17 protein-coding genes are annotated in these 16,860 nt (G+C 42.5%); 2 read left to right on the plus strand and 15 right to left on the minus strand.

The window, feature by feature from the left end:
* Window positions 1-77: 77 nt before the first annotated feature.
* From dtd to MHI46_RS12525, 8 genes are all read right to left on the minus strand, one after another.
* On the minus strand, window positions 78-521 hold the full coding sequence (gene dtd, locus MHI46_RS12490; RefSeq protein WP_059374662.1) for a D-aminoacyl-tRNA deacylase: 444 nt from the start codon (window positions 519-521) through the stop codon (window positions 78-80).
* 18 nt (window positions 522-539) lie between these two features.
* Window positions 540-2,750 (minus strand): bifunctional (p)ppGpp synthetase/guanosine-3',5'-bis(diphosphate) 3'-pyrophosphohydrolase, encoded by a 2,211-nt coding sequence (locus MHI46_RS12495; RefSeq protein ID WP_024427858.1) that lies wholly within the window; start codon window positions 2,748-2,750, stop codon window positions 540-542.
* A gap of 141 nt (window positions 2,751-2,891) precedes the next feature.
* On the minus strand, window positions 2,892-3,404 hold the full coding sequence (locus MHI46_RS12500; protein WP_024423133.1) for an adenine phosphoribosyltransferase: 513 nt from the start codon (window positions 3,402-3,404) through the stop codon (window positions 2,892-2,894).
* Between the two features lie 23 nt (window positions 3,405-3,427).
* A complete protein-coding gene (gene recJ, locus MHI46_RS12505; protein WP_342502836.1) occupies window positions 3,428-5,752 on the minus strand; it encodes a single-stranded-DNA-specific exonuclease RecJ in 2,325 nt (774 codons plus the stop codon).
* 81 nt (window positions 5,753-5,833) lie between these two features.
* Window positions 5,834-6,184, minus strand: a complete 351-nt coding sequence (locus tag MHI46_RS12510) for a lipopolysaccharide assembly protein LapA domain-containing protein (protein ID WP_039180309.1) — start codon at window positions 6,182-6,184, stop codon at window positions 5,834-5,836.
* Window positions 6,185-6,285: 101 nt separating this feature from the next.
* Entirely contained in the window at window positions 6,286-6,774 is a 489-nt protein-coding gene (locus tag MHI46_RS12515; protein WP_058838998.1) for a cation:proton antiporter regulatory subunit, read from the minus strand.
* 161 nt (window positions 6,775-6,935) lie between these two features.
* Window positions 6,936-9,164, minus strand: coding sequence for a protein translocase subunit SecDF (gene secDF, locus MHI46_RS12520; RefSeq protein WP_039180313.1), 2,229 nt, complete (start codon window positions 9,162-9,164; stop codon window positions 6,936-6,938).
* 41 nt (window positions 9,165-9,205) lie between these two features.
* Window positions 9,206-9,502 (minus strand): post-transcriptional regulator, encoded by a 297-nt coding sequence (locus tag MHI46_RS12525; protein ID WP_003216788.1) that lies wholly within the window; start codon window positions 9,500-9,502, stop codon window positions 9,206-9,208.
* Window positions 9,503-9,618: 116 nt separating this feature from the next.
* Between MHI46_RS12525 and spoVB the strand changes: the two genes are divergently transcribed.
* Window positions 9,619-11,169 carry a stage V sporulation protein B gene (gene spoVB, locus MHI46_RS12530; protein ID WP_047203350.1) on the plus strand — a complete coding sequence of 517 codons (1,551 nt, stop codon included), beginning with the start codon at window positions 9,619-9,621 and terminating at the stop codon, window positions 11,167-11,169.
* A gap of 1 nt (window position 11,170) precedes the next feature.
* Here the strand turns inward: spoVB and MHI46_RS12535 are convergent, their stop codons facing one another.
* Window positions 11,171-11,833, minus strand: a complete 663-nt coding sequence (locus tag MHI46_RS12535) for a DUF421 domain-containing protein (protein ID WP_342502837.1) — start codon at window positions 11,831-11,833, stop codon at window positions 11,171-11,173.
* Window positions 11,834-11,984: 151 nt separating this feature from the next.
* Here MHI46_RS12535 and MHI46_RS12540 point away from each other — a divergent pair, with 151 nt between their 5' ends.
* Complete coding sequence (locus tag MHI46_RS12540; RefSeq protein ID WP_039180321.1) at window positions 11,985-12,362, plus strand: TIGR04086 family membrane protein; 378 nt, start codon at window positions 11,985-11,987, stop codon at window positions 12,360-12,362.
* A 49-nt stretch (window positions 12,363-12,411) separates the two neighbouring features.
* Here the strand turns inward: MHI46_RS12540 and yajC are convergent, their stop codons facing one another.
* Genes yajC through ruvA form a run of 6 tightly spaced genes read right to left on the minus strand, consistent with a single transcriptional unit; the run spans window position 12,412 to window position 16,780 of the window.
* Window positions 12,412-12,678 carry a preprotein translocase subunit YajC gene (yajC, locus tag MHI46_RS12545; RefSeq protein ID WP_008360993.1) on the minus strand — a complete coding sequence of 89 codons (267 nt, stop codon included), beginning with the start codon at window positions 12,676-12,678 and terminating at the stop codon, window positions 12,412-12,414.
* Window positions 12,679-12,725: 47 nt separating this feature from the next.
* A complete protein-coding gene (tgt, locus tag MHI46_RS12550) occupies window positions 12,726-13,871 on the minus strand; it encodes a tRNA guanosine(34) transglycosylase Tgt (RefSeq protein ID WP_034321314.1) in 1,146 nt (381 codons plus the stop codon).
* 31 nt (window positions 13,872-13,902) lie between these two features.
* Window positions 13,903-14,931, minus strand: a complete 1,029-nt coding sequence (gene queA / locus MHI46_RS12555; protein ID WP_064497874.1) for a tRNA preQ1(34) S-adenosylmethionine ribosyltransferase-isomerase QueA — start codon at window positions 14,929-14,931, stop codon at window positions 13,903-13,905.
* A gap of 34 nt (window positions 14,932-14,965) precedes the next feature.
* Window positions 14,966-15,166, minus strand: coding sequence for a DUF2905 domain-containing protein (locus MHI46_RS12560; protein ID WP_012010741.1), 201 nt, complete (start codon window positions 15,164-15,166; stop codon window positions 14,966-14,968).
* Complete coding sequence (ruvB, locus tag MHI46_RS12565) at window positions 15,159-16,163, minus strand: Holliday junction branch migration DNA helicase RuvB (RefSeq protein WP_144464188.1); 1,005 nt, start codon at window positions 16,161-16,163, stop codon at window positions 15,159-15,161. Before ruvB ends, MHI46_RS12560 begins: the two co-directional genes overlap by 8 nt.
* 11 nt (window positions 16,164-16,174) lie before the next feature.
* Window positions 16,175-16,780, minus strand: a complete 606-nt coding sequence (gene ruvA / locus MHI46_RS12570) for a Holliday junction branch migration protein RuvA (RefSeq protein WP_144464190.1) — start codon at window positions 16,778-16,780, stop codon at window positions 16,175-16,177.
* Window positions 16,781-16,860 lie beyond the last annotated feature (80 nt).

Genomic DNA, 16,860 nt, shown 5'->3' on the forward strand with positions numbered 1-16,860 from the left:
TCTTTTTTTGTTTGACCACAAAAGAAAAAGACTCTAAACAAACTCCCGCATGAGTTCATCTACAGTCTAAAGAGAATCTATTCTTTGCTGTCCATCAAGATCGTGACTGGTCCTGAATTGGTCAATGACACGTCCATCATCGCACCAAAACGGCCAGTTTCAACATGGATGCCTTTTTCTCTAAGGGTTTTATTGAAACATTCGTAAAGCGAATTGGCTGCATCCGGCTTGGCGGCTTTCATAAAATTCGGCCGTCTGCCCTTTCTCGTATCACCATAAAGGGTAAATTGCGACACAGACAGAACGCTTCCTTTTATGTCCAATAATGAACGATTCATTTTCCCATTTTCATCTTCAAAAATACGTAAATGTGCAAGTTTTTCAGCTAAGTAAAGCACATCTTCTTCTGTATCTTCGTGTGTGACACCAACAAGCACCATATATCCATCGCTGATGGCACCTGTGATCTCTTCTTCTACCTTCACAGACGCATTTGTCACACGCTGCACAACAAGCCTCATAGACGATATACTTCCTTTCTAATTCATGAATCGGCGAACAGAGTAAATGTCTTTGATTTGTTTAATGCGCTCGACTACTTTGTGCAAATGATTAATATTTTGGATAAAGATCGCCATATGGATCGTCGCCACTTTGTTACGATCAGACTTCCCAGAAACAGAGGAGATGTTCGTTTTGGTTTCATTAACTGCTTGAAGCACCTCATTGAGTAAGCCGCGTCGATCATATCCTAATATTTCAATTTCCACATTGTATTCTTTACGGTTTTGAGCAGGCTGCTCATGCTCCCACTCGACCGGAATTAACCGCTCCTGTGCTTCTCCTGTCTTCACGTTCGGACAGTCCTCACGGTGAACAGATACGCCTCGGCCCTTCGTAATAAAGCCGACAATGCTATCGCCAGGAACAGGGTTACAGCACTTAGATAAGCGGACAAGCAGGTTATCAATCCCTTTGACCCTTACGCCAGCTTCCCGTTTTTTCCCGTGATACGTCTTTGGTTCCACCGTCACTTCTTGAACGGTTTTCTCTTGCTCTTCTTGATCTCTTTGTTTTCTTTCTTTTTCCGTTAAACGATTGGCGACTTGTAGTGCAGTAATGCCGTTATATCCAACAGCTGCATACATGTCCTCTTCGTTTGAAAAATTAAATTTGTCAGCCACTTTTTGCAGGTTTTCAGCGGTCAGAATGTCTTTGACATCAAACTCAAGGTTTTTGATTTCTTTTTCTACGAGCTCTCGGCCTTTTTCGACATTTTCTTCACGGCGCTGTTTTTTGAAAAACTGTCTGATCTTGTGCTTCGCTTGGGAGGTTTGGGCAAGCTTGACCCAATCCTGACTTGGCCCATAGCTGTGCTTTGATGTCAGAATTTCAATAATGTCACCTGTTTTTAGTTTGTGATCGAGTGTGACCATTTTGCCATTGACCTTGGCACCGATCGTTTTATTCCCAATTTCCGAGTGAATTCGGTAAGAGAAATCAATCGGAACTGAGCCCGACGGCAGTTCAATGACGTCTCCTTTTGGTGTAAACACAAACACCATATCAGAGAAGAGATCGATTTTTAACGATTCCATAAATTCTTCTGCATCTGTGGATTCGTTTTGGAATTCAAGAATTTCTCTAAACCAAGAAAGCTTCTTTTGGAAGACCGCTTCTTCCGTTGATTCTGCTGACTCTTTGCCTTCTTTATATGCCCAGTGTGCCGCAATCCCATATTCTGCAATTTCATGCATTTCCACTGTACGGATCTGAACTTCAAGCGGATCACCTTTTGGCCCAATCACCGTTGTATGAAGAGATTGGTACATGTTCGGCTTTGGCATCGCAATATAATCCTTAAATCTGCCTGGCATCGGTTTCCAGCATGTATGGATAATACCGAGCACCGCATAACAGTCTTTAATGCTGTCGACCAAAATACGAACGGCAAGCAGATCATAAATTTCATTAAACTGCTTATTTTGCAAGACCATTTTGCGATAAATGCTATAAATATGTTTTGGTCTTCCGGAAAATTCAGCCTTGATGTTCACCTCAGACACGCGGTCTTTCACTTCATTGACAACCTCGTCCAAGTATTCCTCACGTTCCGCTCGTTTACGCTTCATCAGATTCACAATTCGGTAATATTGTTGCGGATTTAAATAGCGGAGTGCCGTATCTTCAAGCTCCCACTTAATCTTTGAAATCCCTAATCTGTGCGCAAGCGGTGCAAAGATTTCAAGCGTTTCATTTGAAATTCTCCGCTGCTTTTCCTGCGGAAGATGTTTGAGCGTTCTCATGTTATGAAGACGGTCTGCCAGCTTAATCAAGATCACGCGGATATCCTGCGCCATTGCAACAAACATTTTTCGATGGTTTTCGGCCTGCTGTTCTTCTTGTGATTTATATTTAATCTTCCCGAGCTTTGTGACACCATCAACAAGCATTGCTACTTCTTCGTTAAAATGCTCTTTTAAATCCTGTAATGTCACATCTGTATCCTCAACTACATCGTGCAGGAAACCGCCTGCAATGGTTGATGGATCCATTTCAAGGTCAACAAGAATGCCCGCCACTTGAATTGGATGGATAATATAGGGCTCACCAGATTTCCGGTATTGCTCCTTGTGTGCATTTTCAGCATATTCATATGCTCGCTCTATAAATTGAATATGTTCAGCGGACAGGTATTCTCTTGCCTTGTCAATGACCTGCTGCGCCGTTAAAACTTGTTCGTTCGCCATGGAATCACCTTTTTAAATGAAAACTGTATTGTAGTTTATTATCAAGAAAAATTCGATAGATGTAAAGAGAAGAAGTCCGCTAAAAGATTTTTGATAGGAAAAAAGCACCCTTCTCACTGAGTGCTTTTACGAAAAACTCCATTAGTATTGCATTAACGTCATGATGTCGTAGCCGTCAAGCTTCTTTCTGCCGTCCAGATACGTCAGCTCAATCAAAAATGCAATCCCTGCCACAACGCCGCCTAATTCCTCTACAAGCTTGATGGACGCTTCAATTGTTCCACCAGTTGCCAGTAAGTCATCTGTAATCAGGACACGCTGACCAGGACGAATCGCATCTTTATGAATCGTTAATACATCTTTACCATATTCCAAGCCGTAATCGACTTTAATGACTTCACGAGGAAGCTTTCCTTCTTTACGAACCGGTGCAAAACCTACACCAAGTGCGTATGCTACAGGGCAGCCAATAATGAATCCACGCGCTTCAGGTCCAACAATGAGATCAATGTCTCTTTCCTTCGCGTATTCAACGATCTGATCCGTTGCATAACGGTACACTTCGCCTTTATCCATTAAGGTTGTAATATCTTTAAATTGTACACCTTCCTTTGGGTAGTCAGGTACAACTGTCACATATTGTTTTAAATCCATCTTTTCCTTTTCCTCCTCGTACGTCAAAGCACAGGTGAGACTTCGCTCATCATGCTATTCAGCCATTCCTTCAGCTCTTTAGCTGAGGAATATGTTAGTGTTTGATCGAGTTCCATCAATCGTTGTTTTGCTGTATAGGACGCTGATGCCGTTAAATCTTTTTTAGGGGCATCAAGTACTATTGACAGCACACCATTCTCTATTTTAACAAAACCGAGTTCAAAAAACACCTTTGTCATAAAAATGATTGTATCTTTTGTCCAGCCTCTATGTTTGGCAAGCTCCATTCCTTGTTCTTTGATAGGAAAACTTCCCCGTTTAAACAAGAACCCATAAAACCATTTGAATTGATCACGGCTTGGGAAAGAGGACATAAAATGATCTTCTTCTCTTTGAAAAACCGTATAAATTCTGGCAGGCTTCTGATTTTCTAAAAGCTGCTTCAGCAATTGCTCATCTGCGGGAACATCCGCAAAGACCACATACTTTCCGTGTACATCAAACGTTGATACATTTTCTGCATGAACATGATGAATGGGGATATCGACGTTCTGTTTTGTTGCTTCCTCAAAACAGACAATCAAAGATTTTTCTGAATCAAGCGTCGAAACTTTCTTCTCCCAATCCTTTTTCCCGCGCAGATCAAACAGCTGCCATTCATCAACTCGTGCATCTTTTAGCATTAGCTGGGGCTTTTTCCGGTTATTCCATTCATTGACGGACATTTCTCCAATCACGGAAATGCGGCTTCCTGGAACAATTTCTTCTTTTAATTTCCCTTGGTGAAAGCCGACACAGTCAAGCAGCTTGTCTTCGTCTTTCAGAGACATTTTAATATGGTTGTGATTTGCCCCAATTGTTCGGATATCTTCAAGCTTCGCATCTTCAATCATAATGAACGGTTTTGGGTTTGACATACCAAATGGTGACAGCATCCCCGCTTCTTCAATCGCTTGAACCGTCAATTCGTCTACCTTGCACACGGCATCGACCCGCTGAATGGGAATAAAATCTTCTTCCGTCAATGTTTCATTGGCATATTGATTTAATCTTTCCCTTAGTAAAGCGACATCATCCGCTCGAAGTGTCATCCCTGCTGCCATCGGATGCCCGCCGAAATGCGGCAGGATGTCACGGCATTTGCTTAGATGGAAGAATAGATCGAAGCCAGGAATGCTCCGGGCTGATCCTTTTGCCATTTGCGTTTCTTCATCTATTCCAAGCACAATCGCCGGACGAGAAAAAGTATCCGTCAATTTAGAGGCAACAATTCCGACAACACCCGGATTCCAGCCAGCTTTCGCTACAACGATCGCAGACTGGTCATCGCCTGCCTCTTCCACCATTTGAATGGCTTCTTCTGTGATCGTACTGACAATCTTTTGTCGTTCTTTATTCAGTTCCTGTACAAAACGAGCGAGCTCTTCTGCTTCATCCTTATCGTCAGTCATAAGAAGGTGAACAGCTGGATCTGCCTGTTCAATTCGTCCTACAGCATTCAGCCTTGGCGCAATTTGAAAGCCGACCGTTTCCTCGTTCGCTTCTTCTAAAGTGGCTCCCGCTTCTTTCAATAACGCTTTCAGCCCCGGTCTATTCGACTGACGAAGCTGCATAAGCCCTTTTTTGGCGAGCCATCTATTCTCATCATGAAGCGGTACAAGATCCGCGATTGTCCCGATTGCTGCAAGATCTAACAGCTGAACTGGCAACTCCCCAAGAAGTGCATGCGCCACTTTAAACGCTACACCTACACCAGCAAGTTCTTTAAAGGGATACTCACAGCCTGGCTGTTTAGGATGGACAATGGCAAGTGCCTCAGGCAGCTCCTCACTTGGTTCATGGTGATCTGTAATGATCAGGTCTAGCCCTATTTCTTTTGCAATACGTGCTTCATTTACAGCAGCAATGCCTGTATCAACCGTGATGACAAGCGATGCTCCTTGCTCCTTGATATATCGAAAAGCCTGTTCATTAGGCCCATAGCCTTCTTTAAACCGATCTGGAATATAAAAGTCTACTATCGCAGACCGCTCTTTTAATGTATGTAAAAGTACAGACGTACTTGTCACACCATCTGCATCATAGTCTCCGAAGATCACAATCGATTCCTGCTCTTCGATCGCTTTGTTGATGCGCTCTACTGCTTCTTTCATTCCTTTTAATAAGAATGGATCATGAAATTCGGCTTTTTGATCAAATAAAAAAGACCTCGCCTCTTCTACTTCTTCAAGTCCTCTTTTTACGAGAAGCGATGCAGTCAGCGCTGAAATATTCAGATTTTCAGAGAGTGATTTCACTTTTTCTTCGCTTGGATGTTCATATTCCCAGCGCATTTTGGATAATAACATAAATTCACCCCTCAACCACACTATTATACTAGAGTGGCCTGAGGGGTTTCAATTTTTATTTTATGAAATTGTGCTGGAAGATTATTTTTCCTTCCGGTCAAATGATGCTGGCTGTTCTTTTAAAGGCGTAACATGCGATTTTTTTTGAAGATCTTTGTCTGCCTTTTTCGTCGAAGCAGCAGGTGCAGCGGCTGCACGCTCAGCTTTTAATGCCTTTAGTTCACGTTTCAGTTTCACAATTTGGAAGATCCCTGCAAATGCCACAATCAGTCCGCCCATTAAAACAGAACCGATAATGACGAGGATCAGCGGCCATTCAGCCGTTCCAAATAAGTAGTCTACCTCGACAGGCCGTACATTAATCACGGCAAATACTGAGACAATTAATACGAAAATAAATGCGAGTATGATGGTCCATTGTTGTTTGTTCATCTACAAATCCCCCAAGCTTTTTCTTTTATTCTTCCCTTTTCACTGCCTTTTTTAAACACAGAAAGAAAGCAGCGGAAGAAAACCTATCAGCATGGGCTTCATCAGCTGCTGAGTTTTTCTTTAATCAGGTTCTTTAATTCTTTTCTTTCTCCAGAAATAACAAGGGTATCCCCTTCTTCGATGATGGTATCTGGTCCTGGATTTAAAATCTTCTCGTGTGATTTTCTCATAATGGCGATGACTGTTACTTGATAGTTTTGGCGGACATTGAGTTCACCGATGCTTCTCTGAACAGCTGGTGCATTCTTCTCAATTTTAAACCATTCAATCACTAGATCATCAATGGCTACCTCTACGGTTTCAAGCGCTTTCGGCTTATAGACCATGCCGCCTAAAATAGCCGCAATTTGTCTTGCTTCTTCATCGTTTAGCAGGATACCAGAAATCGTTTCTTCGTGGTCGTCCTCCTGAAAATGATACATTTCTCTTCTGCCGTCATTATGTGTAATGATGGCAAGTTTCTCATTATTTCTTGTGATCATTTCGGCTTTATGACCGATACCTGGCAGTTCAGTTTCCCGAACCTTCATCACAGCCCCTCCAATGAATAAAGCAAAATGCCTTAAACAGACACCCGCTTTCTATACTGATCTAAACGTAAGTCATTATAGCAAAAGACCATTTTAAGATCAATGAAACCCGAAATGTTTTTTCAATAGAAAAAGACTGCCGAGAAGGCAGTCTTTCCAGATTAAATATCTTGATCTGTATCTATCTTAGCTGGTTTTTTCAGCTCGCGGCCTTTCCACATCAGCCAAATTTGTGCCGCGATATAAAGGGATGAATACACCCCTGTTAATAAGCCGACAAGTAAGGCGATGGAGAAGTTTGTAATCGACGCTGATCCGAAGATAAGCAGTGCGACAACAACGACAAGTACAGTCAGCACCGTGTTGACAGATCGCGTAAAGGTTTGCTGTAAGCTTAAGTTCACAATGTACGATAGATCTTCAATGGTTTTCGGTTTACGTTTCTTCATTTGCTCACGAACCCTGTCGAAGGTAACGATCGTATCGTTGATCGAGTACCCAATGACCGTGAGGATCGCGGCAATGAAGGTGACATCCACCTCTAGGCGCGTAATACTAAAGAAGGCCACGATAAAGAACGCATCATATAGCAGCGAAATAATTGCCGCAATCGCCATCTTATACTCAAATCGGACGGATACATATAAAATGATCCCGATGGAGGCAATGATGACGGCATATAGCGCATTACGGGCAAGTTCTTTTCCGACAGTCGGAGACACTGTACTTACGTTTGGCTCCGTTCCGTATTTATCTTTGAAGTAATCTTTCACTTCAGCAATCTTTTCTTTGTTCGGCACACCGACAAATCTCGCTGCTGCCTGATTCTCTTTTTGACCCGATAACACGACACTGTCTGTCTCAAGGTCAAGCTTTTTAAAGTCTTGCTCGACTTGTTCAGTTGACAGCTTGTGATCACTTTGAATATCAATTCTAGTTCCACTTGTAAAGTCGATTCCCGCATTCAGCTTGAAGATGGAAAGAACGATGATTCCCGCAATGGTGATAGTAGCTGAGAAAATCATAAATCCTTTACGTTTGCTGACGAAATCCCACTTATCAAATGGTGTTTTTGGCTCGGTGGTTTCTGTTGTTTCATGAATGTTCATAATGTCTTTTTGACGAACACCAAACCAGCCTTTTCTCCGGTCAAGATAGCGGCTTTCAACAAGAAGACCGAGAAGGAATCTTGATAGGAAAACAGCTGTGATAAAGCTTGTTAAAATCGAGAGGATGAGCATTGTTGCAAATCCTTTTACAGAGCTTGTCCCGAAGAAGAACAGCACTCCGCCGGCAATAATACTTGTTAAGTTAGCATCAAAGATAGTCGCAAATGATCTGCGGTTCCCTGATCTGAAAGCAGAACGGACTGATTTGCCGAGCTTCAGCTCTTCCTTAATCCGCTCATAAGTAATAATGTTGGCATCGACAGCCATCCCTACCCCTAAAATGAGTGCGGCAATTCCAGGCAGTGTCATAACCGCGCCCATCCAGTCAAACACTTGCAGCGTAATGTAGATATAAGCTGAAAGTGTGATGACAGCTATTAGGCCAGGTAATCGGTAATAAAACAGCATGAATAAGAAGATAAATGCGATTCCTACTATTCCTGCAAACACTGTTTCGTTCAGTGCTTGTTCACCAAACTGTGCACTCACAGATGTGGAATATTTTTCTGTTAATTTCACTGGCAATGCCCCGGCATTTAAAATACTCGCAAGGTCTTTTGCCTCTTGGACAGTAAACTTTCCTTCTATTTGTACGTCACTGCTGTTAATCTCTTGATTCACATTTGGTGCAGATACATACTTGTGGTTTGATTTTGAGACTTCTTTTTTGAAGGAATCTCCTTTGTGGTAATCAAGCCAAATGACAAGCTGATTATTTGGTGCCATCGCTGCTACTTTTCTTGTGACGTCACCAAATTTTTTCGCATCCTTTAGTTTAACCGTCACAATTGGCTCATTCGTTTGACTGAATGTTTGTTTTGCACTGTTTTCGACTAGGTCAGCCCCGTTTAGGAGTTCTTTATCATTCGTATCTCTGAAGGATAGCTGTGCTTCAGTGGAAAGAATCTCCCTTGCTCTGTTTTGATCTTTTACACCCGCAAGCTGCACGCGGATACGGTTGTTGCCTTCAATCGAAATGTTCGGCTCACTTACACCAAGCACGTTTGCTCTTCGGTTAAGAGCCTCCACTGTACTAACGAGAACACTATTTGTGATCTTGTCCTCTTTTTTCACTGGATGTACATCATACAGGACTTCAAATCCACCCTGTAAATCCAGCCCTAGCGTCATATCTTTCGCAACAGGCTTTGTTAGTAAGCCCACGCCAGTTCCGATTAACAGAACCACTAAGAAAAACGCAAGAATGCGCCCTTTTTTCATTATGTATTTCCTCCTTAAACACCTGAATCCATTAAGATGGCTTATTTTAACAGTTCATCAAGCATATTCTTGCCATCTTCACTGTCCAAAAAAGCAGACGTTTTAAACGACTGAACGGTTGCATAGTTCATAAATTCGCCTATTTTCACAGATAAGATATCTGCAACCATTTCATGAATCGGATACTCTTGTTTTTTCTTCCACTTCTTATTCTCTAAGTATGACCATAATTCCTCTAAATCTACATCTTTATAGCCCAAAACGATGAATTCTTCAAGCTTACTGAACAGAAAAGGCTTTAAATGGTCTTTGTAAATAGCAGCTGGATGTTGTGTCATTGCGTAGCTCCCCCTTTTCAGTTTTTTATCGAGAGACTTGTCATGCTTGGACGATATACACGCATATCTTATTGTATATGATTCTATGTCGTTTGAGAAGGCAGGTGATCTGTGATTTGACGAAGCAAACGTTTTTAAAGGGGACCATTATTTTAATTTTAGCAGGTTTTATCACGAGAATATTGGGTTTTGTCAATCGAATTGTCATTGCGAGGTTCATTGGCGAAGAAGGGGTCGGGCTTTATATGATGGCTGCACCTACCTTTTTTCTCGCCGTGACGCTCACGCAATTCGGACTGCCTGTCGCCATTAGTAAGCTTGTCGCAGAAGCAGAAGCCCGGGGTGACAAACAGAAAACAAAACGTATTCTGGTCATGTCTCTTGCGATAACAGGAACACTCAGCCTGATTTTCACGCCGCTCTTCTTATGGTTTGCGCCCATCATGGCAGAAAATATGCTGACAGACCCTAGAACGGTCTATCCACTGCTTGCCATTACACCCGTCGTACCAGTCATCGCCATTTCCAGTGTGTTAAGAGGCTATTTCCAAGGCAGACAGCAAATGAGTCCGCTAGCGATGTCTCAAGTTCTGGAACAGGTCGCAAGAATTTCATTAGTCGCGGTATGTACAACGGCTTTCCTTCCTTACGGGATTGAATTTGCGGCAGCAGGTGCGATGGTGTCATCTGTGATTGGAGAGATGATTTCACTTGCTTACTTACTGATCGCCTTTCGCTATAAAAAGACCATTCGTATTCGAAAACGATTTTTTAAGGCGATTCATGACGGGAAGGACACATTTAAGCAGCTGATGAGCATTGCCCTGCCAACAACAGGCAGCCGTTTTATCGGGAATATTTCGTGGTTTTTAGAGCCGATTGTTGTCGCGCAAAGTCTTGCCATTGCTGGATATGCGGCTGTTGAGGCGACAAGGCAGTACGGGGAGTTGACCGGGCTTGCTCTGACCCTTTTGACACTGCCTAGTTTTATTACGTATTCACTCTCCACTGCATTAGTTCCGGCGATCAGTGAAGGCATGGAGCAGAATAAACGTAAAACGGTCGAATACCGGCTGAAGCAGGCGATGCGCCTTTGTTTACTCAGCGGAGGCATTTCATGTATTATTCTTTTCGTTTACGCAGAAGATTTAACGCTCTTTATGTATGGTTCGTCGCATGCGGCTATTTATGTGAAATTCATGGCGCCATTTTTCCTTCTATATTATTTTCAGGGGCCCCTTCAAGCCGTGCTTCAAGCACTCAATTTAGCTGGTGCGGCGATGACCAACAGCCTGATCGGAGCAATTGTGAAAACAGGGATGATTTTTGTTCTTGCTTCACAGCCTGGCTTTGGCATCATGGGCGCAGCACTTGCGATCTTAATCGGCATCATCCTTGTCACACTGCTCCATGCGGCAACTGTTGGAAAGGTGCTGCCTATTCATTTACCACTAAAGGAATATGGACTATGCGTCCTTGTGATTATCGGTACGGGGGCTGTCAGCCTTTGGCTGAAATCTCAAGTAAACGGACTCTTTTCTGCTCCTATTGAACTTGTAACACTCATCTTTGTTACGTGCATGCTGTATGTCATTCTATTAATCTGCCTAGGACTAGTGAAACGAGAAGAGCTGCGACGCATTCCGTTCATTGGGAAGCTGTTTTAGCTCATCTCTTTTTGATCACTTCATCTTTCAAATCAATATAAAATGTTTTTTGATTAAAGCTGCAGTAAGAGATTTGCTCGATATCATGGTAACCTCTTTCAGCAAGCTCATCTTTCAACCACTGTTCATTTTGATTGATTTGCTTAAGGTGATCATGCTGCACTACACCGTCCGCAACAAGTGGAAGCTCAAGCGCTGCATGTTTGAGCTTGTTTTCTTTTTCGACGACGGCGAGTTTTCCAGACGGCTCTAAAATAGCGTAAGAGACATCCTGAATACTGTCGATGTTATTTTCTCTTAATTGAATGAGCAGGTCATCAAAATTGTATCGCTGTTTTCTCATCGCACCCTCGTCTATTTTGCCATTGATGATGAGCAAGACCGGTTTGCCGTCAAGAAAGCGCCGGACGCCTTGGAATTTCAATGAGAGATAGGCAAGTGTGATTTGAATGAAGGTTAACAGCAGGATTGGCCATACCGTATGTAACATGTGATCCTCTACTTCTTCTATGGCAAGAACCGCAATTTCTGCAATCATCATAAAAATGACTAGATCTAAAATACTCAGCTCGCCAATTTCCCTTTTGCCCATTAAGCGAAAGATAAACCAAATTAGAAAATATAAAATGATGGTTCTCATGGAAATGATCAAGATGTCCTGCATGTGATGTAAACCCTCCTTCTCCAACATAGCTTGTGTCAAAACACTTTATTTATGTAGAAAAGAAACGTCTGAAACATGTCTATTTTTTCTCCACTCTGAATACATTTTAGTAAAAGACAAGCTTCGGTCAATTGGAGAGGAGACAAATCACATGCAAGAAACAAAACATATTGGAAAAGGCATTTTATCCGGATTAATTGCCATTTTTGTCGTGATGGTTGTCACAAGTTTACTTGTGTCGCTCATGCTTACATTCACAAGTATGCAGGAATCATCATTTAAATGGATGATTATGATTTTGTCCTTTGTTGCCCTGTTATTAGGAGGCATCATTTCTGGCGGGAAAGCAAAGGAGCGCGGCTGGCTAATTGGTGCGATCACATCTATCATTTTTTCTCTCACTGTATTTTTATTTCAATATTTGGGGTTTGGAAAAACGTTTTCACCAGAGCAGTTCATCTATCATGGGGCATTTTTAGGCATTTGTATGCTGGGGGGAATGATTGGCGTCAATCTTCGAGGTAAATAAAAAAAGAGCGGTTCATATCGCTCTTTTTTTATTGCTATGTATCGGAGGGTTAGCCTTTGTCAGCTAATTCTCTAATAGCACGGCGATCGAAAGTTAAACGGTTGTTTTCGCTTGTTTTGATGACCACTTTTGATTCATCAATTGAGTCGATTTCACCGTGTAAACCACCGATTGTGACGATTTTATCGCCTTTTGATAAAGATTGCTGCATCTGACGCACAGCTTTCTGTTGCTTTTGCTGTGGACGGATTAACAAGAAGTAAAGCACAGCAAACATGACAACAATCATAATGATTGAACCCATACCACCATCCATTCTATTTCACCCCTTTCTAAAGCATTGTAAAGCCTTTCGTTTATGCGTTAAAAGTTTTTCGCATTCGGTTTGTTAAAGCCATAACGCTCAAAAAACTCTTCTTTAAAATCACCTAAACGATCCTCACGGATAGCTTCTCTCACTTGCTCCATTAATTTTAACAGAAAATGAAGATTATGATAAGTTGTTAATCGAATTCCGAACGTTTCATTTGTTCGGATGAGATGTCTAATATAGGCGCGTGTATAGTTTTTACATGTATAGCAGTCACAGTTCTCATCGATTGGTCTAAAGTCACGCTCATATTTTGCATTTTTCACAACAAGACGGCCTTCACTTGTCATTAAGGTACCGTTTCTTGCAATTCGCGTAGGCAGTACGCAGTCAAACATATCTACACCGCGAATGGCGCCGTCAATTAAGGAATCTGGCGAGCCGACACCCATTAAGTACCTTGGTTTGTCTGCCGGTAAAAATGGTGTAGTGAACTCAAGTACACGATTCATCACATCTTTTGGTTCCCCTACAGATAAGCCTCCGATGGCGTAGCCTGGGAAATCAAGTGAAACAAGGTCTTTTGCACTTTGTTTTCGAAGCTCTTCGTATTCTCCGCCTTGGACAATTCCAAACAGCCCTTGATCCTCTGGACGCTGGTGCGCTGTTAGACAGCGCTCTGCCCATCTGCTTGTCCGCTCCACAGAACGTTTCATGTAATCGTACTCTGCAGGATATGGCGGGCATTCATCAAATGCCATCATAATATCAGAACCAAGCGCATTTTGGATCTCCATGGCTTTTTCAGGAGATAGGAACAGCTTGTCTCCGTTTAAATGATTACGGAAGTGAACGCCTTCTTCTTCAATTTTTCTAAATTCACTCAATGAGAAAACTTGGAATCCGCCTGAATCAGTTAGAATGGCTCGATCCCAGTTCATAAATTTGTGCAGACCGCCTGCTTCTTTTACGATATCGTGGCCTGGACGGAGCCATAAGTGGTACGTATTGCTTAAGATGATGCCTGCATCCATTGCCTTTAATTCTTCAGGCGCCATTGTTTTGACTGTAGCCAGTGTACCTACTGGCATAAATACAGGTGTTTCAAAAGAGCCGTGCGGTGTATGAACGCGGCCAAGACGTGCACCTGTTTGTTTGCATGATTTAATGAACTCATAACGTATCGGTAATTGCGACAAAAATGAGCCCTCCTGTCTTTGTTGTATGATGTTATTGAATCAGCATGGCATCGCCAAAGCTGAAGAATCGGTATTCCTCTTTCACAGCCTCATTGTACGCTTTTAGTACGTGCTCTCGTCCAGCTAATGCGCTGACAAGCATAATTAACGAGGATTTTGGCAGATGGAAATTTGTGATCATGCCATCAATTGCCTTGAATGTGTAGCCAGGGTAAATAAAGATCGACGTCCAGCCGCTTGAGGCTTTGAACTCACCATCGTGTGCGCTTGCAATGGTTTCAAGCGTTCTTGTTGACGTTGTGCCGACTGAAATAATCCGTCCGCCTTCTTTGCGAACGCGATTGAGCTCATCAGCTGTTTCTTCATTCATTTCATAAAACTCTGCATGCATTTCGTGTTCTTCAATACGTTCTGCACTTACCGGACGAAACGTGCCAAGCCCCACGTGCAGCGTAATAAAAGCAATGTGAACACCTTTCGCTTTCAGCGCATCCAGCAGCTCGGTTGTAAAATGGAGACCGGCCGTTGGGGCAGCAGCGGAACCAACCTCTTTTGAATAAACGGTTTGATAGCGTTCACGGTCGTCAAGCTGCTCTTTAATATATGGAGGCAGCGGCATTTCACCAAGGGATTCAAGCACTTCATAAAAAATGCCTGTATATTGAAACTCGACTTTTCTTCCACCATGTTCCATTTCCTCTGTACATACCGCTTTGAGCCGTCCATCACCAAAAGTGATAACCGTCCCTTTTTTCACCCGTTTCGCTGGTTTTACAAGTGTTTCCCAGTTGTCTCCTTCTTCTTGCTTCAAGAGAAGCAGCTCAACTTTGGCACCTGTATCCTCTTTCATCCCAAACAATCGTGCAGGCAAAACGCGAGTATTGTTTAGAACGAGACAATCACCTTTTTGAAAATAATCGATGATTTGTGAGAATGTATCATGTGTAATCGCACCCGTTTGTTTGTTTAAGACCATCAGTCTTGATGCATCTCTTTTTTCAAGCGGCACTTGGGCAATCAATCTTTCTGGTAAATCAAAATCAAATAGTTCTAGCTTCATTTCCTTCACCTATTCTGTAGTTAACTAGTTAACGTTATTTCATCCGTCCAAAGATATTCAGTAATATGGTTAGTACGATGCTAATGACAATGCATGTAATGACAGGAAAAAAGAACGTTACATTTCCTTTTTTTACAAAAATATCACCTGGAAGCTTACCAACCAATTGAAACACTAATCCTGCGGCAAAAAGGACACCACCTAAAATCATTAATATTTTAGGGAATTCAGTCACGAATCGGAACCTCCATTTGAAAATGTTCATACGCTTCTCTTGTGACGACCCGCCCTCTTGGTGTTCTTTGCAGGAAACCAATTTGCAGCAAGTACGGTTCGTACACATCTTCAATCGTATGTGATTCTTCTCCAATTGTCGCTGAGATCGTATCAAGCCCAACAGGACCGCCTCTAAATTTTTCAATCATACTTAAAAGTAGCTTATGGTCTATATGATCGAGGCCAAGCCTATCGACTTGAAGACGCTCAAGGGCATCTTCCGCAATGTCCTGCGTAATAGCAAGATTCCCAAGCACCTGCGCAAAATCTCTTACTCTTCTGAGCAGACGATTGGCAACCCTCGGTGTTCCCCGGGAACGTCTCGCAATCTCCTCGGCAGAGCGAATATCGATCCCAATTTCAAACAGCTCGGCTGTTCTTGCCACAATGTGAGCCAAATCTCTTTGCTCATAGTATTCCAATCTTGCATGTACCCCAAACCTATCTCGAAGCGGCGCAGTTAACAGCCCGACACGGGTCGTTGCACCTACAAGCGTAAATGGCGGTAAATCAAGCCGTACAGAGCGTGCTGTATCTCCTTTTCCAATGACAATATCTAAACAAAAATCCTCCATTGCTGGGTACAGCACTTCCTCAATTGAGCGCTGCAAGCGGTGAATTTCATCAATAAACAATACATCGCCTGGCTCAAGAGATGTTAAGATGGCCGCCAAATCACCAGGACGCTCAATGGCTGGTCCTGACGTTGTACGCAGCTGAACATTCATTTCATTGGCAATGATCGACGCAAGTGTTGTTTTCCCAAGTCCAGGAGGTCCATATAAAAGGACGTGATCAAGCGTTTCCTGCCTCATGCGGGCAGCTTCAATAAAAACGCTGAGATTATCCTTTACTTTTTGCTGACCGATATATTGGCTAAGTGTCTGTGGCCGCAGACTTTGCTCAATGGCTGATTCATGGTTGTCTGCTTCAGTTGAGACGAGCCGTTCATCCATGAGACATCACCCTATTTCAACATTTTTTGTAAAGCTTTTTTCACATATTGATCGGTTGTAAGATTCTTTTCTTCTTTTAAAAATGGAAGAACCTTTTTAATTTCACGATCACCGTATCCAAGGACACTCAAGGCTTCAAGCGCTTCATCTAATGCAGTTTGCTGCGTTTCAACCTGAATGTGGTCCTCGTGATTAAATAAGTTGCCAATCATTTCTGGTACCACATCTGCAAGTTTTCCTTTTAGATCCAAAATGATTTGACGTGCTGTTTTTTTGCCCACACCTGGGAATTTAATCAGGAACGCTTCATCTTCACGTTCTATCGCTGAAATGACAGCGCCAGGATCACCGGAAGCAAGAATAGCGAGAGCGCCCTTTGGCCCTATTCCTGTGACATTTAACAGTTTTGTAAACAGCGCTTTTTCTTCTCGTGTTTGAAAACCGTATAACGAAAATGCGTCTTCCTTTATGTAATGATACGTATAAATCGTTTCTTGTTTATTTACTCGATAGATAAACGGGTTTGGGGTATAGACTTGATATCCCACTCCGCCGTTTTCAATGACAACATATTGCGGGCACACATAATCAATGGTCCCTTTTACAAACTCTATCACCGTTTTCACCTCTTTGACTGTTCTTCATTGTAACATAAATCGAAGAGAAAACCGCAATAAAAGTTAACATACGTTCGCTC

The organism is Bacillus sp. FSL K6-1000 (genome assembly GCF_038630785.1).
Lineage (GTDB): Bacteria > Bacillota > Bacilli > Bacillales > Bacillaceae > Bacillus > Bacillus safensis.

Excerpts from the sequence above, each read along its gene's own strand:
- dtd (WP_059374662.1), bottom strand. The coding sequence starts at position 521 with ATGAGGCTTGTTGTGCAGCGTGTGACAAATGCGTCTGTGAAGGTAGAA.
- MHI46_RS12495 (WP_024427858.1), bottom strand. The coding sequence starts at position 2,750 with ATGGCGAACGAACAAGTTTTAACGGCGCAGCAGGTCATTGACAAGGCA.
- MHI46_RS12500 (WP_024423133.1), bottom strand. The coding sequence starts at position 3,404 with ATGGATTTAAAACAATATGTGACAGTTGTACCTGACTACCCAAAGGAA.
- recJ (WP_342502836.1), bottom strand. The coding sequence starts at position 5,752 with ATGTTATTATCCAAAATGCGCTGGGAATATGAACATCCAAGCGAAGAA.
- MHI46_RS12510 (WP_039180309.1), bottom strand. The coding sequence starts at position 6,184 with ATGAACAAACAACAATGGACCATCATACTCGCATTTATTTTCGTATTA.
- MHI46_RS12515 (WP_058838998.1), bottom strand. The coding sequence starts at position 6,774 with ATGAAGGTTCGGGAAACTGAACTGCCAGGTATCGGTCATAAAGCCGAA.
- secDF (WP_039180313.1), bottom strand. The coding sequence starts at position 9,164 with ATGAAAAAAGGGCGCATTCTTGCGTTTTTCTTAGTGGTTCTGTTAATC.
- MHI46_RS12525 (WP_003216788.1), bottom strand. The coding sequence starts at position 9,502 with ATGACACAACATCCAGCTGCTATTTACAAAGACCATTTAAAGCCTTTT.
- MHI46_RS12535 (WP_342502837.1), bottom strand. The coding sequence starts at position 11,833 with ATGCAGGACATCTTGATCATTTCCATGAGAACCATCATTTTATATTTT.
- MHI46_RS12540 (WP_039180321.1), top strand. The coding sequence starts at position 11,985 with ATGCAAGAAACAAAACATATTGGAAAAGGCATTTTATCCGGATTAATT.
- yajC (WP_008360993.1), bottom strand. The coding sequence starts at position 12,678 with ATGGATGGTGGTATGGGTTCAATCATTATGATTGTTGTCATGTTTGCT.
- queA (WP_064497874.1), bottom strand. The coding sequence starts at position 14,931 with ATGAAGCTAGAACTATTTGATTTTGATTTACCAGAAAGATTGATTGCC.
- ruvB (WP_144464188.1), bottom strand. The coding sequence starts at position 16,163 with ATGGATGAACGGCTCGTCTCAACTGAAGCAGACAACCATGAATCAGCC.